Annotated in this window: 21 protein-coding genes; 12 read left to right on the top strand and 9 right to left on the bottom strand. The window is 60.7% G+C overall.

Annotation, left to right across the window (positions count from 1 at the left end):
* Positions 1-3: 3 nt before the first annotated feature.
* The 3 genes from dapD to AABC73_RS06760 all read left to right on the top strand — a co-directional run bounded on the left by dapD (position 4) and on the right by AABC73_RS06760 (position 2,721).
* On the top strand, positions 4-1,038 hold the full coding sequence (gene dapD, locus AABC73_RS06770; RefSeq protein WP_331148979.1) for a 2,3,4,5-tetrahydropyridine-2,6-dicarboxylate N-succinyltransferase: 1,035 nt from the start codon (positions 4-6) through the stop codon (positions 1,036-1,038).
* Between the two features lie 67 nt (positions 1,039-1,105).
* Positions 1,106-2,311: a cysteine desulfurase gene (locus AABC73_RS06765; RefSeq protein WP_341522955.1), complete on the top strand. Its 1,206-nt coding sequence runs from the start codon at positions 1,106-1,108 to the stop codon at positions 2,309-2,311.
* Positions 2,308-2,721: a SufE family protein gene (locus tag AABC73_RS06760; RefSeq protein ID WP_341522954.1), complete on the top strand. Its 414-nt coding sequence runs from the start codon at positions 2,308-2,310 to the stop codon at positions 2,719-2,721. Before AABC73_RS06765 ends, AABC73_RS06760 begins: the two co-directional genes overlap by 4 nt.
* Here AABC73_RS06760 and tcdA read toward each other — a convergent pair.
* On the bottom strand, positions 2,697-3,542 hold the full coding sequence (gene tcdA / locus AABC73_RS06755) for a tRNA cyclic N6-threonylcarbamoyladenosine(37) synthase TcdA (RefSeq protein ID WP_341522953.1): 846 nt from the start codon (positions 3,540-3,542) through the stop codon (positions 2,697-2,699). The genes AABC73_RS06760 and tcdA overlap by 25 nt on opposite strands.
* A 325-nt stretch (positions 3,543-3,867) precedes the next feature.
* On the opposite strand from tcdA, the gene AABC73_RS06750 reads away from it, so the two are divergent.
* The 7 genes from AABC73_RS06750 to AABC73_RS06720 all read left to right on the top strand — a co-directional run bounded on the left by AABC73_RS06750 (position 3,868) and on the right by AABC73_RS06720 (position 12,997).
* Entirely contained in the window at positions 3,868-6,456 is a 2,589-nt protein-coding gene (locus AABC73_RS06750) for a glycosyltransferase (RefSeq protein ID WP_341522952.1), read from the top strand.
* 100 nt (positions 6,457-6,556) lie between these two features.
* The gene (gene dapE / locus AABC73_RS06745; protein ID WP_341522951.1) at positions 6,557-7,708 is read left to right on the top strand and encodes a succinyl-diaminopimelate desuccinylase; all 1,152 of its coding nucleotides are present in this window, start codon (positions 6,557-6,559) and stop codon (positions 7,706-7,708) included.
* On the top strand, positions 7,708-8,517 hold the full coding sequence (locus AABC73_RS06740) for a putative RNA methyltransferase (RefSeq protein ID WP_341524184.1): 810 nt from the start codon (positions 7,708-7,710) through the stop codon (positions 8,515-8,517). Before dapE ends, AABC73_RS06740 begins: the two co-directional genes overlap by 1 nt.
* Before the next feature lie 83 nt (positions 8,518-8,600).
* A complete protein-coding gene (locus AABC73_RS06735; protein ID WP_341522950.1) occupies positions 8,601-8,978 on the top strand; it encodes a hypothetical protein in 378 nt (125 codons plus the stop codon).
* A gap of 296 nt (positions 8,979-9,274) precedes the next feature.
* Positions 9,275-11,776 (top strand): glycerol-3-phosphate 1-O-acyltransferase PlsB, encoded by a 2,502-nt coding sequence (gene plsB, locus AABC73_RS06730; RefSeq protein ID WP_341522949.1) that lies wholly within the window; start codon positions 9,275-9,277, stop codon positions 11,774-11,776.
* A gap of 54 nt (positions 11,777-11,830) precedes the next feature.
* Positions 11,831-12,229 carry a YbaY family lipoprotein gene (locus AABC73_RS06725; RefSeq protein ID WP_341522948.1) on the top strand — a complete coding sequence of 133 codons (399 nt, stop codon included), beginning with the start codon at positions 11,831-11,833 and terminating at the stop codon, positions 12,227-12,229.
* Between the two features lie 78 nt (positions 12,230-12,307).
* Entirely contained in the window at positions 12,308-12,997 is a 690-nt protein-coding gene (locus AABC73_RS06720; protein ID WP_341522947.1) for a DUF4197 domain-containing protein, read from the top strand.
* Positions 12,998-13,151: 154 nt separating this feature from the next.
* Here the strand turns inward: AABC73_RS06720 and AABC73_RS06715 are convergent, their stop codons facing one another.
* Together AABC73_RS06715 and AABC73_RS06710 are read right to left on the bottom strand one after the other, a co-directional pair.
* Positions 13,152-16,214, bottom strand: coding sequence for an efflux RND transporter permease subunit (locus tag AABC73_RS06715; protein WP_341522946.1), 3,063 nt, complete (start codon positions 16,212-16,214; stop codon positions 13,152-13,154).
* Positions 16,215-16,220: 6 nt separating this feature from the next.
* Complete coding sequence (locus AABC73_RS06710) at positions 16,221-17,321, bottom strand: efflux RND transporter periplasmic adaptor subunit (protein WP_341522945.1); 1,101 nt, start codon at positions 17,319-17,321, stop codon at positions 16,221-16,223.
* Between the two features lie 93 nt (positions 17,322-17,414).
* Between AABC73_RS06710 and AABC73_RS06705 the strand changes: the two genes are divergently transcribed.
* Entirely contained in the window at positions 17,415-18,050 is a 636-nt protein-coding gene (locus AABC73_RS06705) for a TetR/AcrR family transcriptional regulator (RefSeq protein WP_341522944.1), read from the top strand.
* A 173-nt stretch (positions 18,051-18,223) separates the two neighbouring features.
* Here the strand turns inward: AABC73_RS06705 and AABC73_RS06700 are convergent, their stop codons facing one another.
* Positions 18,224-19,009: a class I SAM-dependent methyltransferase gene (locus tag AABC73_RS06700; RefSeq protein WP_341522943.1), complete on the bottom strand. Its 786-nt coding sequence runs from the start codon at positions 19,007-19,009 to the stop codon at positions 18,224-18,226.
* A 96-nt stretch (positions 19,010-19,105) separates the two neighbouring features.
* On the opposite strand from AABC73_RS06700, the gene AABC73_RS06695 reads away from it, so the two are divergent.
* Positions 19,106-19,729, top strand: coding sequence for an energy transducer TonB (locus AABC73_RS06695; RefSeq protein ID WP_341522942.1), 624 nt, complete (start codon positions 19,106-19,108; stop codon positions 19,727-19,729).
* Here AABC73_RS06695 and AABC73_RS06690 read toward each other — a convergent pair.
* From AABC73_RS06690 to tsaB, 5 genes are all read right to left on the bottom strand, one after another.
* A complete protein-coding gene (locus tag AABC73_RS06690; protein ID WP_341522941.1) occupies positions 19,726-20,424 on the bottom strand; it encodes an extensin family protein in 699 nt (232 codons plus the stop codon). The genes AABC73_RS06695 and AABC73_RS06690 overlap by 4 nt on opposite strands.
* Before the next feature lie 2 nt (positions 20,425-20,426).
* Entirely contained in the window at positions 20,427-21,260 is an 834-nt protein-coding gene (locus AABC73_RS06685; protein WP_341522940.1) for an isocitrate lyase/phosphoenolpyruvate mutase family protein, read from the bottom strand.
* Between the two features lie 57 nt (positions 21,261-21,317).
* Complete coding sequence (locus tag AABC73_RS06680; protein ID WP_341524183.1) at positions 21,318-22,187, bottom strand: DUF72 domain-containing protein; 870 nt, start codon at positions 22,185-22,187, stop codon at positions 21,318-21,320.
* Positions 22,188-22,198: 11 nt separating this feature from the next.
* Entirely contained in the window at positions 22,199-22,513 is a 315-nt protein-coding gene (locus tag AABC73_RS06675; RefSeq protein ID WP_341522939.1) for a hypothetical protein, read from the bottom strand.
* A 599-nt stretch (positions 22,514-23,112) separates the two neighbouring features.
* On the bottom strand, positions 23,113-23,787 hold the full coding sequence (gene tsaB, locus AABC73_RS06670; RefSeq protein ID WP_341522938.1) for a tRNA (adenosine(37)-N6)-threonylcarbamoyltransferase complex dimerization subunit type 1 TsaB: 675 nt from the start codon (positions 23,785-23,787) through the stop codon (positions 23,113-23,115).
* Positions 23,788-23,852 lie beyond the last annotated feature (65 nt).

The raw sequence follows: 23,852 nt of genomic DNA, 5'->3' as shown, positions 1-23,852 counted from the left end.
CGCATGTCCACTACCCTGTTCAGCCTGGCCTTTGGCGTCGGCACTCAAAATCGTCAAGGCACGTGGCTGGAAGTCTTTTACGCCCAGCCGTTGATCAATCCGTCCGCTGAGCTGATCGCAGCCGTGTCCCCGGTTCTGGGTTATACCGGCGGCAACCAGGCAATCACTTTCAACACCGACATGGCCCTGAAGCTGGCCGACGCGCTGAAATCTGTCGACAGCATTCAGGCAGCGTTGCTGACCCGTCTGGCAGAAAGCCACAATCCACTGGTGGCGACCCTGCTGGCCGAAGACGCGGCACTGACTTCGACGCCTGAGGCGTACCTCAAGCTGCACCTGCTGTCCCATCGTCTGGCCAAGCCGCACGGCTTGAACCTGGGCGGAATCTTCCCGCTGCTGCCAAACGTGGCCTGGACCAGCCAGGGCGCTGTCGACCTGGGCGAACTCGCCGAGCGGCAACTGGAAGCGCGCCTCAAGGGCGAGCTGCTGGAAGTGTTCTCGGTGGACAAGTTCCCGAAAATGACTGACTACGTGGTGCCGAGCGGCGTGCGTATCGCTGACAGCGCTCGCGTACGTCTGGGCGCCTACATCGGCGAGGGCACCACCGTGATGCACGAAGGTTTCGTCAACTTCAACGGCGGTACCGAAGGCCCGGGCATGATCGAAGGCCGCGTTTCGGCGGGCGTTTTCGTCGGCAAGGGTTCGGACCTGGGCGGCGGTTGCTCGACCATGGGCACCTTGTCCGGCGGCGGCAACATCGTGATCAAGGTTGGCGAAGGCTGCCTGATCGGCGCCAACGCCGGGATCGGCATTCCGTTGGGCGATCGCAACACTGTTGAGTCCGGTCTGTACGTCACCGCTGGCACCAAAGTGGCCCTGCTGGACGACAAGAACCAGTTGGTCAAAGTGGTCAAGGCGCGTGATCTTGCCGGTCAACCGGACCTGCTGTTCCGCCGCAACTCGCAAACCGGCGCTGTGGAATGCAAAACCCACAAGTCGGCCATCGAGCTGAACGAAACGCTGCACGCTCACAACTGATCGATGCCGCGTCCGGGTTCGCGCCTGCCTTAACGGCAGGCCGAACCCGATTCACCGAGCTAAAACGATGCCCCTCTCGTCTCCCTGGCGCGCTGACTTCCCAGCCATCGCCGCCCTGCAACGGCAAGGCCAGACCTATCTGGACAACGCCGCCACCACGCAAAAACCCCAGGCACTGCTGGATGCCCTGAATCATTACTACGCCAATGGCGCGGCCAATGTGCATCGTGCCCAGCATTTACCGGGAGCGCTTGCCACCCAGGCATTCGAAGATAGCCGTGGCAAAGTCGCCACGTGGCTCAATGCCAGTGAATCCGGGCAGATCGTCTTCACCCATGGTGCAACCTCGGCGCTCAATCTGCTGGCTTACGGCCTGGAGCATGAGTTCGCAGCGGGTGATGAAATCGCCATCAGCGCTCTGGAGCATCACGCCAACCTGTTGCCCTGGCAGCAATTGGCCCAACGCCGGGATCTGAAACTGGTGGTCCTGCCGCTGGCAGCCGATGGCCTGATTGATCTGGACGCTGCCGCTCGGCTGATCGGCCCGCGCACCCGACTGCTGGCCGTCAGCCAGTTGTCCAACGTGCTCGGCGCCTGGCAGCCGCTGCCTCAACTATTGGCGCTGGCCAAGGCCAACCATGCGCTGACCGTGGTGGATGGCGCTCAGGGTGTGGTGCATGGTCGGCATGACGTGCAGGCGCTGGGCTGCGATTTCTACGTGTTTTCCAGCCACAAACTGTATGGCCCGGAAGGCCTCGGCGTGTTGTACGGCCGCCATGACGCCTTGTCTCGCCTCAATCACTGGCAGTTTGGCGGGGAGATGGTCCTGACAACGGACTATCACCACGCGAAATTCCGCCCTGCCCCGCTGGGTTTCGAGGCTGGCACGCCGCCGATTGCAAGCGTGATTGGTCTGGGCGCGACGCTGGATTACCTGCAAAGCCTCGATCACGCCGCAGTGGTCGAGCACGAAGCCCGACTGCACGCGCTGTTGCTGGAAGGCTTGCAACAACGGCCCGGCATTCGGGTGCTGGGCGCCCCGCAACTGGCGTTGGTCAGCTTCGTCGTCGAAGGCGTGCACAACGCTGATCTGGCGCATTTACTCACCGAACAGGGCGTCGCCGTACGCGCTGGTCATCATTGCGCCATGCCGCTGTTGAAGAGCTTGGGTTTGCCCGGCGCAATCCGGGTTTCTCTGGCGCTGTACAACGATTCAGAAGACCTGGAGCGTTTTTTCAGGGCGCTGGATCAGGCTTTGGAGCTGCTGCAATGAAGCTGCCCGCCGACGCGCAAACTGCACTGGAAACCTTTAACCAGCTTCAGGGTTGGGAGCAACGTGCGCGTCTGCTCATGCAGTGGGGCGAACGCCTGCCCGCGCTGAGCGATGACGAGAAAAGCGACGAGCATCTGGTGCACGGCTGCGAAAGCAAGGTCTGGCTGGTGGGGGATTTCAGCGCAGGCCGTTGGCAGTTTCGGGCCAGCAGCGATGCGCGAGTGATTCGCGGTCTGGTCGCGGTGTTGCTGGCGCGGGTCAATGGCCTGTCGGCAGAGGAATTACAGCAGGTTGATCTGCCGGACTGGTTCAACCTGCTCGGCCTGAGCCGTCAGCTGTCGCCTTCGCGCAGTAACGGACTGAACGCTGTCTTACAAAAAATGCATCAAATTGCAGCCGTGGCGGGCTGAGGTGGCGGCACCGAAACCGGTTTAGCACGTTCTGAAGGACGCCGCGTCCCGGCAACAATCTTGTCCACGGCTTTGGTCGTCGCAACCATGCCGAAGGTCGCCGTCACCATCATCACTGCGCCAAAACCACCGGCACAATCGAGTTTCACGCCGTCGCCGACAAAGCTTTTCTGCAGGCAAATGCTGCCGTCAGGCTTGGGATAGCGCAGCTGTTCCGAGGAAAACACGCACGGCACGCTGTAGTGACGGGTCACGGTGCGGGAAAAGCCATAGTCGCGGCGCAAGGTCGAACGGACCTTGGAAGCCAGCGGATCGTTGAAAGTACGGTTCAGATCGCAGACCTGAATCTGCGTCGGATCAATCTGCCCGCCGGCGCCACCGGTGGTGATGATCTGAATCTTGCGGCGCTTGCACCAGGCGATCAGCGCGGCCTTGGCGTTAACGCTGTCGATGCAATCCAGCACGCAATCCAGATCGGACGTGATGTATTCGGCCATGGTGTCGCGGGTTACGAAATCCGCCACCGCATGCACGATGCAGTCCGGGTTGATGGCGCGCAACCGTTCGGCCATCACTTCAACCTTGGGCCGGCCGACGGTGCTGTCCAGCGCGTGCAGTTGACGGTTGCTGTTGCTGACGCAGACGTCGTCCATGTCGAACAGGGAAATCTCGCCAACGCCACAGCGCGCCATGGCTTCAGCCGCCCAGGAGCCGACTCCGCCGATGCCGACCACCGCCACATGAGCCGCGCGCAGCCGTTCCAGGCCCTCGATGCCATACAAACGGGCGACGCCTGCAAACCGTGGATCTTCTGTGCTCATGACCAATATCCCGAAAACCGGCGCGCATTATAGGGCGTTGCGGCGGTGAGGGCATCCATGTGGCGAGTGATTGGTCAGAAAATGTACGCACTCCATGGCCAAACGCAAATTCTGTAGGAGCCAACTTGTTGGCGAAGCGATCTGACAGGCCTCTTCGCGAGCAAGCTCGCTCCCACACAAGTTCGCGCCAACGGGCGGTGTACGATGGTTAATTTTCCTACAACAATCTCAGAAAAGAACTTCAACACGCGTAAGCTGCCAAAGTACCTGACAGCAGGCATTCGCCGGCGATTCCCCGTTCCACCCTTTGGAACCAGAAGCATCTATGTCATCGCGTAAATTTGGGCTCAATCTTGTTGTAGTCGTGGCGATTGCCGCGTTGTTTACCGGCTTCTGGGCGTTGATCAATCGCCCGGTCACGGCCCCGGACTGGCCTGAGCAAATCTCGGGGTTCTCCTATTCGCCCTTCCGTCCGGGACAAAACCCACAAAAGGACGTGTACCCGTCCGACGATGAAATGCGTCAGGACCTGGAGTTGATGAGCAAGCAAACCGACAGTATTCGTACTTATTCGGTGGACGGCTCGCTGGGCGATATCCCCAAACTGGCGGAAGAATTTGGTTTGCGGGTGACGCTGGGCATCTGGATCAGTCCGGACGCCGAACGTAACGAGCGGGAAATCACCCGCGCCATCGAGCTGGCCAATACCTCGCGCAGCGTCGTTCGTGTGGTGGTCGGCAACGAAGCATTGTTCCGCGAAGAGATTACCGTCGGTGAACTGAGCGCCTTGCTGGATCGGGTGCGCGCCGCAGTCAAAGTGCCAGTGACCACTTCCGAGCAGTGGCACATCTGGGAGAAATACCCGGAACTGGGCAAACACGTGGATCTGGTGGCCGCGCACATTCTGCCGTACTGGGAATTCATCCCCATGAGCGAGTCCGGCCAGTTTGTCCTCGACCGCGCCCGGGAACTGAAAAAGATGTTCCCCAAGAAACCGCTGTTGCTTTCGGAGGTCGGCTGGCCGAGCAACGGGCGGATGCGTGGCGGTGCTGACGCAACCCAGGCCGACCAGGCGATTTACCTGCGCACGCTGGTCAACAAGCTCAACCGGCAAGGCTACAACTACTTTGTGATCGAAGCCTTCGATCAGCCGTGGAAAGCCAGCGATGAAGGGTCGGTGGGCGCGTATTGGGGCGTGTACAACGCCAATCGCCAGCAGAAATTCAACTTTGAAGGCCCGGTGGTGGCCATTCCGCAATGGCGTGTGCTGGCCATCGGTTCAGTGGTGCTGGCGATGTTGTCACTGGCGTTGCTGTTGATCGACGGCTCGGCCCTGCGCCAGCGCGGCCGCACCTTTCTGACCTTCGTTGCATTTCTGTGTGGCTCAGTGCTGGTATGGATCGGCTACGACTACAGCCAGCAATACAGCACCTGGTTCAGTTTGCTGGTCGGATTCCTCCTGGCGTTGGGTGCGCTGGGCGTATTTATCGTGCTGCTGACCGAGGCTCATGAACTGGCCGAAGCAGTCTGGACTCATAAGCGGCGGCGCGAATTCCTGCCAGTCGAAACGGATAATGCCTACCGCCCGAAGGTGTCGATTCACGTGCCTTGCTACAATGAGCCGCCGGAAATGGTCAAACAGACCCTGAACGCGCTGGCGGCCCTGGATTATCCGGATTTCGAAGTCCTGCTGATCGATAACAACACCAAGGACCCGGCGGTCTGGGAGCCGGTCAAAGCCCATTGCGAAATGCTGGGTTCGCGCTTCAAGTTCTTCCACGTCGCCCCACTCGCCGGTTTCAAGGGCGGCGCGCTGAATTACCTGATTCCGCACACCGCGCCGGATGCCGAAGTGATTGCCGTGATCGACTCGGATTACTGCGTCGACCGCAACTGGCTCAAACACATGGTGCCGCACTTCGCCGACCCGAAAATCGCCGTGGTGCAGTCGCCCCAGGACTATCGCGACCAGCACGAAAGTACCTTCAAGAAGCTGTGCTATTCCGAGTACAAGGGTTTCTTCCATATCGGCATGGTCACCCGCAACGACCGCGACGCGATCATCCAGCACGGCACCATGACCATGACCCGGCGCTCAGTGCTCGAAGAACTGGGCTGGGCCGACTGGTGCATCTGCGACGACGCTGAGCTGGGCCTGCGGGTTTTCGAAAAGGGCTATTCCGCAGCGTACGCGCACAACAGTTTCGGCAAGGGCTTGATGCCCGATACCTTCATCGACTTCAAGAAGCAGCGTTTCCGTTGGGCGTACGGCGCGATCCAGATCATCAAGCGCCATGCGTCGAGCCTGCTGCGCGGCAAGGACACCGAACTGACGCGCGGCCAGCGCTACCACTTTCTCGCGGGCTGGCTGCCGTGGGTCGCCGATGGCATGAACATCTTCTTCACTGTCGGCGCACTGCTCTGGTCGTCGGCGATGATCATCGTGCCCAAACGCGTCGACCCGCCGTTGCTGATCTTCGCCATCCCGCCGCTCGCGCTGTTCGTGTTCAAGGTCGGCAAGATCATCTTCCTCTATCGTCGCGCCGTGGGCGTCAACCTCAAGGATGCGTTCTACGCCGCGCTGGCCGGGCTTGCGTTGTCGCATACCATCGCCAAAGCCGTGTTGTATGGCTTCTTCACGACGAGCATTCCGTTCTTCCGGACCCCGAAAAACGCCGCCAGCCATGGTCTGCTGGTGGCGATTTCCGAAGCGAGGGAAGAACTGTTCATCATGCTGCTGTTGTGGGGCGCGGCGACCGGGATTTGTCTGGTGCAAGGCTTGCCGAGCGCCGACATGCGCTTCTGGGTCATCATGCTCGTGGTGCAATCGCTGCCATATCTGGCGGCGTTGATCATGGCTTTCCTGTCGTCGCTGCCCAAACCGGTGGTGATTACGGAGCCGGCTACGGTTTGACATAAATCTCGGCAAGACTAAACGGCGGCCTTCGGTCGTCGTTTTTGCTTTAAGATACGCGCCTTTTCGCGCTTACAGACATACCACCGGAGTCCTGTACATGACGGCCCCAGCCGAACTTTCGCCCACTCTTCAACTCGCCTGCGACCTGATCCGTCGTCCTTCGGTGACACCTATCGATGCCGACTGTCAGGCAGTGATGATGCAACGCCTGGGCGATGCCGGCTTCAAGCTGGAGCCGATGCGTATCGAGGATGTGGATAACTTCTGGGCCAGCCATGGCAGCAGTGAAGGTCCGGTCCTGTGTTTCGCCGGGCATACCGACGTAGTGCCTACCGGACCGGTGAACGCCTGGCAGAATGACCCGTTCGACGCCTTGATAGATGCTGACGGCATGCTCTGCGGCCGTGGCGCGGCGGACATGAAAGGCAGCCTCGCGGCGATGCTGGTGGCGGCCGAACGGTTTGTCGGTGATCACCCGAACCACAAAGGCTCGATTGCCTTTCTGATTACCAGCGACGAAGAAGGCCCGGCGCATCACGGCACCAAAGCCGTGGTGGAAATCCTCAAGGCGCGCAACGAGCGCATGGACTGGTGCATTGTCGGCGAACCGTCGAGTACCACGCTGGTCGGCGACGTCGTGAAGAACGGTCGGCGCGGCTCTCTCGGCGCAACCCTGACCGTGCGCGGCAAACAAGGTCACGTGGCCTATCCGCATCTGGCGCGCAATCCGATTCACCTGGCCGCTGCGGCGCTGGCCGAACTGGCCGCCGAGCATTGGGACGAAGGCAATGCATTCTTCCCGCCAACGAGTTTCCAGATCTCCAACCTGAATTCCGGCACCGGCGCGACCAACGTGATCCCCGGTGAGTTGGTGGCGATCTTCAACTTCCGTTTCTCCACCGAATCCACGGTCGAAGGCTTGAAGCAGCGGGTCGCGACCATCCTCGACAAGCATGAGCTGGACTGGCACGTGGACTGGGCGCTGTCCGGTCTGCCATTCCTGACCGAGCCGGGTGATTTGCTGGACGCGGTGTCCGACAGCATTCGCGCGGTTACCGGTCGCGAGACCAAGGCGTCCACCAGCGGCGGGACTTCCGATGGTCGCTTCATTGCCACCATGGGCACCCAGGTTGTCGAGCTGGGACCGGTCAACGCGACCATTCACCAGGTCAACGAACGCGTGCTGGCCAGCGATCTCGACGTGCTGACTGAAATCTACTATCAGACCCTGGTCAAACTGCTCGCATGATGCTTACCTGCCCGATCTGCTCGGCGCCGCTCAGCGCGGTGGACAAAGGCGTGGCGTGCCCGGCGAATCATCGCTTCGACCGCGCGCGCCAGGGTTATCTGAACCTGTTGCCGGTGCAGCACAAGAACAGCCGCGATCCTGGCGACAACCAGGCCATGGTCGAGGCGCGGCGGGACTTTCTCAACGCCGGGCATTACGCGCCGGTGGCGAAACGCCTGGCAGAACTGGCCGTCGAACGTGCCCCGGCGCGCTGGCTGGACATCGGTTGTGGCGAGGGTTATTACACCGCGCAAATCGCCGCCGCCCTGCCGCAAGCCGACGGTTATGCGCTGGATATTTCCCGGGAAGCGGTCAAACGCGCCTGCCGTCGCAATCCGCAGCTGACCTGGTTGATTGCCAGCATGGCGCGCGTGCCGCTGCCGGACGCCAGCTGTCAGTTCCTTGCCAGCGTGTTCAGCCCGCTGGACTGGAACGAAGCCAAGCGCTTGCTGACGCCGGGCGGCGGGCTGATGCGCGTCGGTCCGACCAGCGAGCATCTGATGGAGCTGCGCGAGCGCCTGTACGACGAAGTTCGCGACTATGCTGACGACAAGCATCTGGCCCTGGTGCCTGAAGGCATGCTGCTGGATCACAGCGAAACCCTGCGCTTCAAACTGAGCCTGATCGACGGTCAGGCTCGCGCCAACCTGCTGGCCATGACGCCCCACGGCTGGCGCGCCAGCGCGGAACGTCGGGCCAATGTCATCGAGCAGGTTGAGCCGTTCGAAGTCACGGTTTCCATGCGCTACGATTATTTCGTGCGCCAATAACTATCTGAATGAAGGTGTCTTGCATTGGCGAGGCACTCGACTGAATCCGCGAATGGATTTTTTCAATTTCTTACGAGGCATCCATGCGCCAACCCGATATCGAGATTTACCTGAAAGACGCTGACGTCGACTACAAGGCCATCGCCACCTGGCTCAGCGCAGCCATCGGCCCGTGCACGGACTGGGTACAGAAAGGCCAGACCTGGAAATGCACGGCCGGCAACGTGCCCGTGACCTGGCTGCCCAAGGCGGTCGGCAAGTGGAACAGCCTGTATCTGGAAAGCGGCGATACGCCGTGGGAAGACGACATCGCCTGCGGCCGCGCTGCGTTTGCCGCCCTGAACGTCGAAGTACGCTGCGCACCCGGCACCTGGGTCGAAGAAGAAAGCGACGAAACCGCCGACCGCTGGATTCGCATCAGCGCAGATGGCGAGGAAGAGATTACCTGGCATACGGCGTGAGCTGCTAAATACCGCGTTGGAGCGAGGCTTGCCCGCGATGGATTCTTTCGGCCGACTGCTTTATTGCCTGACCTGACGCCTTCGCGAGCAAGCTCGGCTCCCACAGGGATCTGAAATACACCCCCGTTGGAGCGAGGCTTGCCCGCGAATCAGGCGCCTCGGTGGACCAGACCCACCGCGTTATCGTTCTTCGCGGGCAAGCCTCGCTCCAACGGTGGTTGCGCCTTTTGCCCATCCCCGCCAGATACGGCAAACTGGCGCCCTCGTGGGCTCCGCCCCTTTTTAGCAGAAGCCGTATGACCCGCTCTCCGTTCCGCCGTCTTGTGTTCGGCACACTGCGCCGATTGTTGTATCTCTGGGTGCGCTCCGAGACCATTAATCAATCGTCTTTCACCCTCAATCTCGACCGCAGTCGACCGGTGTTCTACGCCTTGCAATCGCCTTCACTGAGCGATCTGGCGGTGATCGATACCGAGTGCCGCAAGGCGGGATTGCCTCGGCCAGTATTGTCGGTCTCGGTGGGCGAGCTGATCGAGCCGGCAGCCTTCTTCTACCTGACGCCGGGGCCGGACTGGCTGGGCCGTCAGGACAAGAGCGGTGCGCCGCCGACGCTGGAACGTTTGATCAGCGCCGTGAGCCAGAACGCCACCGAGGATGCGCAGATCATTCCGGTCAGCGTGTTCTGGGGTCAGTCGCCGGATCGCGAGTCGAGCCCGTGGAAATTATTATTTGCCGACAGCTGGGCGGTGACCGGACGGCTAAGGCGGCTGGTCAGCATCCTGATTCTGGGGCGCAAGACCCGGGTGCAGTTTTCCGCACCGATCCATCTGCGCGACCTGATCAACGAGAACAAGGGCCACGAGCTGACCCTGCGCATGACCCAGCGTCTGCTGCGCACGCATTTCCGCAACCTGAAGACCGCCGTGATCGGCCCGGATGTCTCGCACCGGCGCAATCTGGTCAAGGGACTGCTGGACGAGCCGCTGGTCAAGCAGGCGATCCTGGATGAAGCCGAACGCGAGAAAATCCCCGTCGACAAGGCTCGCGAGCAAGCTCTGCGCTACGGCAACGAAATCGCTTCGGACTACACCTATTCGGCCATTCGTTTTCTCGAAGTGGTGCTGAGCTGGTTCTGGAACAAGATCTACGATGGCGTCAAGGTCAGTCATATCGAAGGCGTGCAGAACGTGGCGCAGGGCAATGAGATCATTTATGTGCCCTGCCACCGCAGCCATATCGATTACCTGCTGCTCTCGTATCTGCTGTTCCGCAACGGCCTGACGCCACCGCATGTCGCTGCCGGGATCAACCTGAACATGCCGGTGATCGGCAGCCTGCTGCGCCGGGGCGGAGCGTTTTTCATGCGCCGCACGTTCAAGGGCAATCCGCTGTACACCTCGGTGTTCAACGAATACATGCATACCCTGTTCACCAAAGGTTTCCCGGTCGAATACTTCGTCGAGGGCGGCCGTTCGCGCACCGGGCGCATGTTGCAACCCAAGACCGGCATGCTGGCGATCACCTTGCGCAGCTTTTTGCGCAACTCGCGGATGCCCATCGTGTTCGTGCCGGTGTATATCGGTTACGAGCGGGTTCTCGAAGGTCGCACGTATCTGGGCGAACTGCGTGGCGCGACCAAGAAGAAGGAGTCGATTTTCGACATTTTCAAGGTGATTGGCGCGCTCAAGCAGCGCTTCGGCCAGGTATCGGTCAACTTCGGCGAGCCGATCAAGCTCGCGGAATTTCTCGACTCGGAGCAAGCGGACTGGCGCACGCAGGAGCTGGGGCCGCAGTTTCGCCCGGCATGGCTCAACGAAACCACCAATCGCCTGGGCGAACGCGTTGCCCGGCATCTGAACGAAGCCGCCGCCATCAACCCGGTAAATCTGGTGGCGCTGGCGCTGCTTTCGACGCAACGACTGGCGCTGGATGATCAGGCCATGGCCCGCGTGCTCGACCTTTATCTGACATTGCTACGCCGAGTGCCGTATTCGCCGCACACCACGTTGCCCGAAGGTGACGGCCGAGCATTGATCGAACACGTGAAAGGCATGGAGCTGCTCTCGGAGCAAAAGGACGCGCTGGGCAAGATTCTGTATCTGGATGAACAGAACGCCGTCCTGATGACCTATTACCGCAACAACGTGCTGCATATTTTCGCCCTGCCGTCATTGCTGGCCAGCTTCTTCCAGAGCTCGTCGCGCATGACCCGCGAATTGCTGCTGCGCTACACCCGTGCGCTCTATCCGTACCTGCAATCCGAGCTGTTCATCCGCTGGTCGCTGGAAGAGCTGGATGCGGTGGTCGATCAATGGCTGGAAGCGTTTGTCGAACAGGGTCTGCTCCGTTTCGAAAATGATGTGTACCTGCGCCCTGCACCGAGTTCCCGCGAGTTCGTATTGTTGACCCTGCTGTCGCGGGCGATTGCCCAGACCTTGCAGCGCTTCTACATGGCCACCTCGCTGTTGCTCAACAGCGGCCAGAACACCCTGAGCGCCGAAGAACTGGAAGACCTGTGTACGGTGATGGCGCAACGGTTGTCGATCCTGCATGGCCTGAATGCGCCGGAGTTTTTCGACAAGAGCCTGTTCCGCCACTTCATTCAAACCCTGCTGGACCTGGGCGTCCTGCGCAAGGATGCCAACGGCAAGCTCAGTTATCACCCGTTGCTGGGGGAACTGGCTGAAGGCGCGGCGAAGCGGGTGCTGCCTGCAGAGATTCGGCTGTCAATTCGCCAGGTCGCCTTGCATCGCAACGAAGATGTAACCGAAGCTGACCCGGTTGAGGAAATCCGCTAAATTTCGCAATTTGGTGCCGGGTTTAAACCGGCACCAACCGATAGGGAGATCCCGATGAAAAATCTTGCACTCATCCTCATGACTGCGATGCTCGGTGCTTGCAGCACCTTTCAGTCCAACAGTCAGGCCAGCCTCGATGGCGAAGTCTTCTATCTGCAGCGCATGGCCCTGCCGCCTTCGGCAACCTTGAGCGTCACCTTGCAGGACGTCTCGCTGGTTGACGCCCCTGCCGTGGTGCTGGCGCGTCAGAGCGGACCGATAAAAGGCCAGGTGCCGCTGCCTTTTCATCTGCAATACGACAGCAAGCAGATTCAACCCGGCCATCGTTATGCCGTCAGCGCGCGCATTGAGTCAGATGGCCAATTGCTGTTTATCAGCACCGATCACTACAGCGTCAAGCTGGACGGCAGCGATCAACAGCCGCTGCGCATCCGCCTGAATCCGCCACGCTGAGTTCCTGATACCCTCACTCCCCAGCGCCGATGCCTGTTCGGCGCGGCTACCAAGATTCCCCTTGAAAAGGATGCTGCCATGCTTCGCTCCCCGTCTACCTTTGCCAGCCTGTGCGCAGGCTTGCTGCTGTCGGCCAACGTATTTGCCGCATCCTTGAACGATCTGTCCCAGGCGGATGCAACCGGCGGCCTCAAGGACGCGCTGACCCAGGGCGCGCAGATAGCGGTCAAGCAACTGGGCAAGCCCGGCGGCTTCAGCAACAACCAGGACGTACGCATTGAACTGCCGGGCAGTCTGGGCAAGGTTGCGAAGAAAATGAAACAGTTCGGCATGGGCGCGCAGGTCGACCAGCTGGAAACCAGCATGAACCAGGCCGCTGAAGCCGCCATGCCGCAAGCGCAGACGTTGCTGGTGGATGCCGTGAAAAAGATGACCGTGGCTGACGCCAAGGGCATTCTCAGCGGTGGCAAGGATTCCGCCACGCAGTACCTGAACAGCACCAGTCGCGAACAGATCCGCGCCAAGTTCCTGCCTATCGTCAAGCAAGCCACGGACAAGGTTGGCCTGGCGCAGAAGTACAACTCGTTCGCCGGTCAGGCCGCGACGTTGGGTGTTCTGGATGCGAAAAGCTCGAACATCGAGGGCTACGTGACGGAACAGGCGCTGAACGGTTTGTTCGAAATGATCGCCAAACAGGAAGAAACCATCCGCGCCAACCCGGCCGCAGCGGCGACGAGTCTGGCGAAGAAGGTGTTTGGGTCGTTGTAAGGTTCGATGGGAATTGTGGGAGCGAGCTTGCTCGCGAAGGCAATATCAAGCCGCGACATATGCGCTGGCTATAAATACGTCTTCGCGAGCAAGCTCGCTCCCACGCAGTCTGCACAGGTGGAACACGGTCCTACACAGTCTGCAGTGGGTTTGATCAATCGATCTTCTTCACCCGAAACCACGCTGCATACAGCGCAGGCAAAAACAGTAACGTCAGCGCGGTCGCAACGATCAGGCCGCCCATGATCGCTACCGCCATCGGGCCGAAGAACACACTGCGTGACAGCGGAATCATCGCCAGCACCGCCGCCAGCGCGGTCAGCACGATAGGTCGGAAACGCCGCACCGTGGCCTCGATAATCGCCTGCCACTGATCCAGTCCGCCGGCAATATCCTGTTCGATCTGATCGACCAGAATCACCGAGTTGCGCATGATCATCCCCGACAAGGCGATGGTGCCGAGCATGGCCACGAAACCGAATGGCTGATTGAACACCAGCAGGAACAGCGTCACGCCAATCAGCCCCAACGGCGCAGTCAGAAATACCATGAACATCCGCGAAAAGCTGCGCAGCTGGATCATCAGCAAGGTCAGCACCACCACGATGAACAGCGGTACGCCAGCCTTGACCGAATTCTGGCCCCGCGCCGAATCCTCGACCGTACCGCCCACTTCCAGCAGATAGCCATCCGGCAATTCATCGCGCACGCCTTGCAAGGTCGGCATGATTTGCTGGACCAGCGTCGCCGGTTGCTCCTTGCCGTAGATATCGGCGCGCACCGTGACATTGGGCAGTCGGTTGCGGTGCCAGATAATGCCTTCTTCAAAGCCGTATTCCAGGGTCGCCACTTGCGACAAGGCGACACTGGCGCCGTTGTCGGTGGGCACCGCCAGACTCGCCAGCGCGCCCAGTTGCTGACGTTCATTGGCGGTGCCGCGCAGGAGAATTTCGATCAGTTCATCGTCCTCGCGGTACTGGCTCACGCTGGAACCGGTGAGCGAGCTTTGCAGGAATTTCGACAGGCTGGCCGTTGTGACGCCGAGCGCCCGGGCGCGGTCCTGATCGACATTCAGATACACCACTTTGCTGGGTTCTTCCCAGTCCAGATGCACATTGGCCACATGAGGATTGTCACGAACCTTGGCCGCCACTTTGCGCGCCAGAGCCCGGACCTCGTCAATGTGCTCGCCGCTGACCCGGAACTGCACCGGATAACCCACGGGCGGGCCGTTTTCCAGGCGCGTGACCCGTGACCGCAAGGTCGGGAATTGTTCGTTGAGGTTGGTGATCAGCCAAGTGCGCAGGGTTTCCCGGTCCTCGATGGATTTGGCCAGCACCACGAACTGGGCGAAACTCGCCGCAGGCAGTTGCTGATCCAGCGGCAGATAGAAACGCGGTGAACCGGTGCCCACGTAGGAAACGTAATTGTCGATGCCGTCGTGATCCTTGAGCATCTGTTCCAGCCGCTTGACCTGATCGGCGGTGTTGCTCAACGAAGCACCTTCGGTGAGTTTCAGATCGATCATCAGCTCCAGTCGACCCGAAGCCGGAAAGAACTGCTGGGGCACGTACTTGAACATCACCACTGACAGCACGAAAAGTCCTACCGTCAAAACGATCACTGTCTTGCGACGACGAACGCACCAGCCGACAAGACCCCGCACGCGCTTATAGAACGGCGTCGCATAGGGATCAAAAACGCCCGCGCCGTGTTTCTCGGCATGGATTTTCGCCAGATCCGGCAGCAACCGTTCGCCCAGATACGGCACAAACACCACCGCCGCGACCCATGACGCGAGCAAGGCAATGGTGACCACCTGGAAGATCGAGCGGGTGTATTCGCCGGTGCTCGACTGCGCCGTGGCAATCGGCAAAAAGCCCGCTGCGGTAATCAGCGTCCCGGTGAGCATCGGGAACGCGGTGCTGGTCCAGGCGAAACTCGCTGCGCGCATCCGGTCGTAGCCCTGCTCCATCTTGATTGCCATCATTTCCACAGCAATGATCGCGTCATCCACCAGCAAGCCCAGCGCCAGCACCAGCGCGCCGAGGGAAATCTTGTGCAGGCCGATTCCCAGGTAATACATGCAGGCGAAGGTCATCGCAAGGACCAGCGGAATCGCCAGCGCCACGACCATGCCCGTGCGCATGCCAAGGGAAAAGAAACTCACCAGCAACACGATGCCCAAGGCTTCAGCCAGCACCCGGACGAACTCGCCGACGCCGGTCTTCACGGCGGCAGGCTGATCGGAGACCTTGCGCAGCTCCATGCCGGCCGGAAGGTTTTTCTGGATGCGGGAAAACTCGCCTTCCAGGGCCTTGCCCAGCACCAGAATGTCGCCGCCTTCCTTCATCGCCACCGCCAGACCCAGCGCATCCTCACCCATGAAGCGCATGCGCGGCGCGGGCGGGTCGTTGAAGCCGCGATGCACTTCGGCCAGATCACTGATGCGCAGCGTACGATCGCCGACGCGGATCGGAAACTCGCGAATTTCTTCGACGGTCTGGAAGCGTCCGCTGACCCGCAACTGCACCCGCTCGGTGGGCGTTTCAAAAAAACTGGTGGCCGCAACTGCGTTCTGCGCTTCAAGCGCTTGCTGTACAGCCGCCAGTGGCAAGCCAAGGGTGGCGAGCTTGACGTTGGACAGCTCGATCCAGATCTTCTCGTCCTGCAAGCCGATCAGCTCGACCTTGCCCACATCCTTGACCCGCTGCAATTGCAGCTGGATGCGGTCGGCGTAGTCCTTGAGCACGGCGTAGTCAAAGCCGTTGCCGGTCAGCGCATAGATATTGCCGAACGTGGTGCCGAATTCGTCGTTGAAGAACGGCCCCTGAATCCCCGGCGGCAGGTTCTGGCGGATGTCGCTGATTTTCTTGCGGATCTGATAGAACAGTTCGGGCAGCGCGGCGGAAAACATCGAATCGCGGGTCACGAAGGTCACCGTCGATTCACCGGGTCGCGAGAACGAAACGATGCGCTCGTACTCCCCGGTTTCCATGAGTTTCTTCTCGATGCGATCAGTGACTTGCAGCGCCACTTCTTCCGCGCTGGCGCCCGGCCACATCGTACGAATCACCATGGCTTTGAAAGTGAACGGCGGATCTTCGCTCTGCCCAAGCTTGGTGTAGGAAAGAGCACCGACGACAGCCAGAACGATCATCAGGTACAGGACGATTTGCCGATTGCGCAGCGCCCATTCGGAAAGATTGAAGTGCATCCGGGCTTACTCCTTCGCCGCCAGTTTGACCGCGCGGTTCTCGCGATCCACCGGGCGTACCTGCTCACCCTCATGCAGCACATGCACACCGGCGGCCACGATCCAGTCGCTGGCCGCCAGCCCGTCGAGCACCGGCACCGATTCCTGTCCATAAGGCCCAAGCCTGACCGTCACGCGCTTCAGCGTATTGCCAGCTTCGACACGCCAGACGTAATGCACGCCATTCTCGGACGTCACCGCCGACAGCGGCACTGCCAACGGCACGACCTGTTCGGCCTGGATGAACACCTGAGCGCTCTGCCCCAGCTCGGCGGGGATCTTGCCGCCAGCAAAGGCAATGCGCGCAGCGAAGGTGCGCGAGCGCGGATCGGCGGCCGGTGACAGCTCGCGGATCCGGCCCGGGAAACGCTGTTCGCGCTGGGTCCACAATTCCACCGCCACCGGCTGGCCGACCTTGAAGCGCGAGAAGTTCTGTTCCGGCAGGCTGATCAGCACTTCACGCTCGCCATCCGCCGCCAGGGTAAATACCGTTTGCCCCGCTGCGACGACCTGGCCGACTTCCACCAGCCGCTTGGCAACCACGCCATCCTGCGGAGCGCGCAGCACGGCATAGCTGGTCTGGTTGTCAGCAACGGTCAGCTCGGCTCTGATCTGCTTGAGCCGCGCTTCGCCGGAGCGGTAGAGGTTTTCTGCGTTATCGAATTGCGAACGGCTGACCATCTGCCGCTCCATCAGCGTCTTGTAGCGATCGCGTTCGGAGCGCACCAGCTGCAAGTTGGCCTCGGCTGCCGCCACCTGGGCGCGGGTGGCTTCCTGTTGCAGACGAACATCCTGTGCATCCAGTTCGGCCAGGGGTTGATTGGCCTTGACCCGCTGCCCCTCTTCAACCCAGCGCTTGCTGACTTTGCCAGCGATGCGAAATGCCAGGTCCGGCTCGAAGCGCGCCCGCACTTCACCGGGGTAGCTGTCCATGGACTGGGATGACGGCAAGGGCTGCACCACCATCGCCGGACGCACGAAAACCGGCGCCGCGACCTCCTGACCGCAAGCGGCCAGCAACGAAATCAGGGTGACGGGCAGCACGACAGAGCGAGCATTGCGTAACATGGTGACAACACCTTCGCAATTGAGACTTGGAATAATTGTACTGGCGAGTATATTAAAAATTATCAAACTCACCAGTACATTATTAAAACGAATATGCCTGAAACCTCATTACCACCCTCCGGCCCCGGCCGCCCCAAGGATCTGGCAAAACGCCAGGCCATTCTCGACGCTGCGAAAAACCTGTTCGTGCGCAACGGTTACGCCAGCACCAGCATGGATGCGGTCGCCGCAGAAGCGGGCGTTTCCAAGCTCACGGTCTACAGCCATTTCACGGATAAAGAGACATTGTTCTCCTCGGCGGTGGTGGCCCGCTGCGAAGAACAGATGCCTGAATTGTTTTTTGATCTGCACAGCGAATTGCCGGTCGAGACGCTGCTGATCAACATTGCCCGCAGCTTCAACAGACTGATCAACAGCCCGGAATCCATCGAGCTGCATCGCTTGATGGTGACCTTGGGCACTCAGGATCCGACGCTGTCGCAGATTTTCTTCGAGGCCGGACCGCAGCGGATTCTTCAGGAAATGGAGCGTTTCCTCGCGCGCCTGGAAAAAACCGGAGAGCTGCGCTTCGACTCGGCAAGGACCGCAGCCGAACATTTCCTGAGCCTGATCAAGGGCACCTGCAACTTCCGCTTGCTGGTGGGCTGCGGCGAGCTGCCGGACGACGCCAGCGCCGAAAGGCATGTGCGGGATGTAGTGGGATTGTTTATGCGGGCTTACCGGATTTAGCTGCTGTAGGAGCCGAGGCGTAGCCCCTACAGATGACGGCGTTTTTGTGGGAGCGTTCGGAGGTTACGACGGCCGCGAAGCGGTGTGTCAGGCAGATCGATATCGCTGCCTCGCGCTGCTCGTGAGCTGCTTCGCGAGCAAGCTCGCTCCCACAGGTTCGCTGCTGCGTCAGATCAGCCGGACTTCAACGCCTTCTTCGGATAAATGTCATAACGACTGGATTTGCCATCCAGCGCGTAACTCGGTTTCGGGCCGTCGATGCACGGCGCTTTGCGCGGGCGTTTGACCACCACGCGGTGCGTCGCCAATACCAGTGCGGCTTCGAGGAGTGCCGGCGCGTCCATGTCGTCGCCCACCAGCGGCCGGAACAAGCGCATTTCCTTCTTTACCAGCGCGGTCTTTTCCCTGTGCGGGAACATCGGATCGAGGTAGATCACCTGTGGCGGTTCGCCTTCCCAGCTGCGAATCAGCTCGATGGAATTGCCGGTCAGCAAGCGCATCTGGCCAATGATCGAGCCTACTTCGCGATCCTGCCGACCGCGCAGCAAACCGTCCTCAAGCAACGCAGCGATGATCGGCTGACGTTCGATCAGGCTCATTTCGCAACCCAGGCTGGCGAGGACGAAGGCGTCTTTGCCCAGCCCGGCCGTGGCGTCCAGCACCCGTGGACGCACACCGGGCTGGATGCCCACCGCCTTGGCGATCATCTGTCCGCTGCCGCCACCGAACAGACGGCGATGGGCAACAGCGCCTTCAACAAAGTCCACGCGTACCGGGCCCGGCGCGTCGTCGCTCAGTTGCTGCAACTGCAAACCGTCCTCGGTGACTTGCAAAGCGAAATCAGCTTCGGCGTCCTGTAACGGCAAACCCAGGCGCTGGGCCCATTGCTCTGCCTGCTCCTGCCCATTGCTTGCCAGGGCTTCGACCCGGATGCGGCTGCCCGCTGGTTGCTCACTCATTGTGTCCACACGCTCAAAAATTGTTAATGATCGACAAAAACGGCCGATAACCAAGTATCAGGCATTTTGCCAGACCCAAGACGTGTACTGATCGCTATGTCAGAGATTCAGCAAACATCCATAGGCTACTTATCCCACGCGGGTGATTTCAGCCTGCGTAATTCCCGAGCATTGGGTAGCGTTACCCAGCTCTGGTCGGATGCATTTGCCCGTGCGATGGCTGAACAGATTGGCGACAGCACCGAGGTCTCGGCAGAATCCGCCGCCGTTGTTACTGATATCGCCACCGGCGAACCGATTGCCGGGGCTCGTACTCTTGGCAAGATCGTCGAACAGCGCGCCTGCCCGGTTGCCGATGTACAGCGCAAGCCGCCTGAGCCGTTGTTCCTGCCAATTGCCGAGTTCGAACTGGACTTGCTGCCGCCACCGAACGAACCGTTCAGCCTTGGCGAAATGATTGCCCAGCAGCGCCATCTTGAGTTCGATAGCACCTGGGTGCGCCCGACCGTGCTCAATCCATACGACGACAGCGTCATTCCGGGCCCTGGTCCAGAGCCGCGCCCACTGCATCTGCCGATTGCCGAATTCGAATGGGAATTGGCCGACAAGCCTGCGCTGCCGCTGGACGACGCCACCGTCGTAGCGCAACAGCGCCAGTTTGACTACGAAAATGGCTGGGCACGCCCAATCGTCCTGCAAAACCTGCGCATGGCTGCTTAACGACAAACACTCCAGCGGCCCATATCCAGGTGGAAATGGTTGCGATGGGCAGCGTTATAATCCGGCCCCAACACCGTATTGAAGCTCCTGCAGGCGCCATCACGCACCTGACGCAAAAACCGGCCTTTGTCCCCGGTATCCTTCCAGTCCCCAAGCACACTGATCCGCTGACCGTCCTCCAGGCGAAAGCCGGCAATATCCAGAGCATTGGCCGTCGCGTGCTGGCTCAGACGACCTTCGCTGCGGCTGTACACATTGCGACAGGCGAAGCTGCCCAGATGATCGATGCGCGTCACCTTCTGACCGAATACCGCTTGGGCGGCGGGCTGCAAGGTGTGGACGTCGAACAGCGCATAAGCCACCGCCAACCGGCAACTGGCGAGAAAGCTGCTGCTCAAGGCCACATCCCCGCCCTGCATGCGCAGGACGTTTTGCAGCGGACAGGTTGCAGACGGATCGCTGTCGGCCTGATGACTGAAACGCAGCGACGAACTGCCGAGCGCTTGATCGCACAGCTGCGGATCGTTTTGCAGGCGCGACAGCTTGTACGGCGTCAGGAAGTTCGGCTCGGCCTTGATGTCCAGCGGCGCCCAGGGATTCCAGATGTCCGGCACCTCGATCCAGCCCCGCCACAGCGCCGCAACGGCAGCGCCACACAGCAGCACAAAGACCAGAAATACCGTCGAACCACGCATCCTCAGCGTTTGAACAATGCGTTGAGTTGATCGAACGGCAGCGCCTGCTCAGCATAGGTGAAGGTGCCTTGGCCGCGGATTTCTTCGGCGGCGCGATACAGCCCGCCGAACGCCGCACGGGCCAGGGATGAACCGACACTGATGCGCCGCACCCCGCACTCGCTGAGTTGCTGGACACTGAGGTTCACGCCATTCAAGCCCATCAACACGTTCACCGGGCGCGGCGCCACAGCCTGCACCACCGCGATGACTTGCTCACGGGTGCGCAGGCCCGGCGCGTACAGCACGTCGGCCCCGGCATCGGCGTAGGCTTCAAGCCGCCGCAATGTGTCAGCGAAATCCATCCGGCCATTGAGAAGATTTTCCGCACGGGCCGTGAGCAGGAACGGAAACGGCAAGCTGCGGGCCGCTGCGACGGCGGCTCTGACCCGTTCGACAGCCAGGTCAAACGCATAAATCGGCTCGTCAGGGTGGCCGCTGGCGTCTTCGATCGAGCCACCGACAATGCCGGTTTGCGCCGCTTTCAGCAGGGTTTCGGCACAGCCTTCGGGGCTGTCGGCAAAACAGTTTTCCAGGTCGGCGGCAACCGGCAGATCGGTCGCGGCAACGATGGCGCGGATATTTTCCAAGGCCTCATCGCGGCTGATCGCGCCTTCGGCATCGGCGCGGCCCAAGGCAAAGGCCAGGCCCGCGCTGGTGGTCGCCAGGCATTCGAAGCCCATGGATGCCAGCAACTTCGCGGAACCTGCGTCCCACGGATTAGGGATCACAAAAGCGCTGTCGCGCTCGTGCAAGGCTTGGAAGGTCTGGGCGCGTAGCAATTGACGGGCATCCATGGGCGAGTCCTGCTCAGGTCATTGGTGTGGGCTGCTATAAGCCCACAACTTCAGACCTCAGAGCAAGCCCAGTTGCTCCACCGGAGGTGCGCGATCCAGTTCCGGCAAGCTCGGCAAGCCTGGCAGGCGGATCATCAACAGTTGATGAAAGCGCTGGGCCAGCAGCGGCGCCTGGATATTGTCCGGGGTGTGCAGGAATACGTAAGGCGTGCGCCCTTCTTCAATCCAGCCCGCGACTTTTTCGACCCACTGCTGCAGAAACGAGTCGTTCGCCTCCAGCAAAGGATGACCAATGAAGCGCACCTGAGGAAATTGGGTCAGCGCTGCCGGTCGAGGTGGCACTTTGGGCTTTTTCGACTGCGCATGCAGAACCGCAGGGTCCGTGGACACGCAGCTGAACAGCGGCCGCGAGTCCAGGCAAATGCGCTCCACGCCGCGATCCAGCAGCAGACGATTGAGCATCCGCTCGTCTTCGCCCTTGTCGAAAAAAGCGTGGTTGCGCACTTCCACGGCGAGCGGGCATTGCAGCTCATCAATGAACGTGGCCAGTTCACCCAGCCGCAGCGGAGTGAAACTTGCCGCGAGCTGCAGCCAGAGCGGCGCAACGCGCTGGCCCAGCGGCGCCATCAGCCGGATGAAATCCTCTGCGGCGTGCAATTGCAGGCGCAAATCGCCGTTATGGCTGATGTCGCCGGGGAATTTGGCGGTGAAGCGAAAGTACTCCGGCAAGACTTCGGCCCAGCGCTGAACGGTTTCAGGCTTGGGGCGCGCATAGAACGTGGTGTTGCCTTCGACGGCGTTGAAAACCTGCGAGTACAGGCCGAGCATTTCATTGGGGCGGGCATCTGCGGGATACAGGAAATCGCGCCAGGCGTTTTCACTCCAGGACGGGCAACCCAGGAAATACGGCAGGCGGTGGTCTTTCAAACGAGCGGCGTTCAAACGTGCAGATCGAGGCCCGAGACTTCAAGATCCCAATCGACAAAACTCGCAGTGGTCAGATAACTGGCCAGGGCATTGGCAACGCGGCTGCTCATGGAGCGCGGGAAAATGATGTCTTGCTGACGGGCGGGGACGTTGGCGGTGGAGCTGGCTTGTGCGCCGGCGCCTGGTCTTGCAGCGTTTTGCGCAGGCTTTTGCGGAACCTCAATGTCGTCGTCCACTTCTTCGAAGGTACCCTCCACAGTCGCAGGGGCTTTTTGCGGCCTGCGCTTGATGGGGGTGGAGCGATGTGAGGGTCCGTCTATGCGCATGTGTGCGTACTCGGCATCTTATAGTGGCAATTTAACGTCACGGACAGGCACTTAGCAAATGTCCGAACGATAACTAGACCACACATTTCCCAAAAGGTTGACGCTGGCAGGCTGTTTGAGGAGTTTAGGCGATGAAAGGTGTAAGTAACGCCGATTTGGAGCGAACTTGTTCGCGAAGTCTTTCCAGACACCAACGACGTAGCGCCTAGACCGGCGTCTTCGGGGACAAGTCCCCTCCTGCCGGGTTGTGTTGATTCGGTAGGACCGGACTTGTCCGGGAAGGCGTCGGGTCTGCCGAGGAAGATCTTCAGTGTTTGCACCGACTTCTTCGGGGACAAGTCCCCTCCTACCGGGTTGTGTTGATTCGGTAGGACCGGACTTGTCCGGGAAGGCGTCGGGTCTGCCGAGGAAGATCTTCAGCGTTTGCACCGACTTCTTCGGGGACAAGTCCCCTCCTACCGGGTTGTGTTGATTCGGTAGGACCGGACTTGTCCGGGAAGGCGTCGGGTCTGCCGAGGAAGATCTTCAGCGTTTGCACCGGCCTCAAATGTGTCGACCGGAATTCAGATTCGCGAGCAAGCTCGCTCCCACAATGCCTGTCACCGCGCCTTGGGCGTTGCTACTTTGTCGCGCAGGTAAACCGGCTGGGCGTCGTCGGCGATGATGGCTTCGCCTCGGTTCCAGGCAAAGGTCGCCAGCGTCAGCAGATCCTGGGCATGGGGCAGCATGGTCGCGTCGTGGCCGATCAACTGCACAGGAATGCGTTCCGCGTACCCCCAACCGGTGCCCGAGCCGAACCAGTCGCCGCTGACATCGGCGGGCAATACCGCCAGCTCCGGCGGCAATACTGCTTCAGCGCCGAGCAAGCGCATTTCGCCCGCCACCTCGTGATAGCAGCCCCAATACACTTCATCCATGCGCGCGTCGATTGCCGATGCGACCTGATGGGCGCCATGTTCGCGCAATGCCCGCTGCGCCAGCACCGCCAGATTGGAAACCGGCAGCACCGGTCGCTCCAGGGCAAACGCCAGGCCCTGGACTACGCCGATGGCGATCCGCACGCCGGTAAAAGCCCCCGGTCCACGACCAAACGCGATGGCGTCCAGCGCAGACAGGCCGATGCCCGCTTCTGCCAGCAAAGTCTTGATCATCGGCAACAGACGCTGGGCATGCAGGCGCGGGATCACCTCGTAGTGGCTCAGCACTTTGCCGTCATGCAGCAAAGCGACCGAGCAGGCTTCAGTGGCGGTGTCCAGGGCCAGCAAGGTGGTCATCGGTGTATCCGTCGTAGGGAAAAAAGTGGCGCATTATAAACGACAAACGGCCCGCAAGCGGGCCG

This window comes from Pseudomonas sp. G.S.17 (genome assembly GCF_038096165.1).
Lineage (GTDB): Bacteria > Pseudomonadota > Gammaproteobacteria > Pseudomonadales > Pseudomonadaceae > Aquipseudomonas.
Note: the sequence above shows the minus strand (reverse complement) of the source record. Positions and strands in the feature narration are given on the sequence as shown.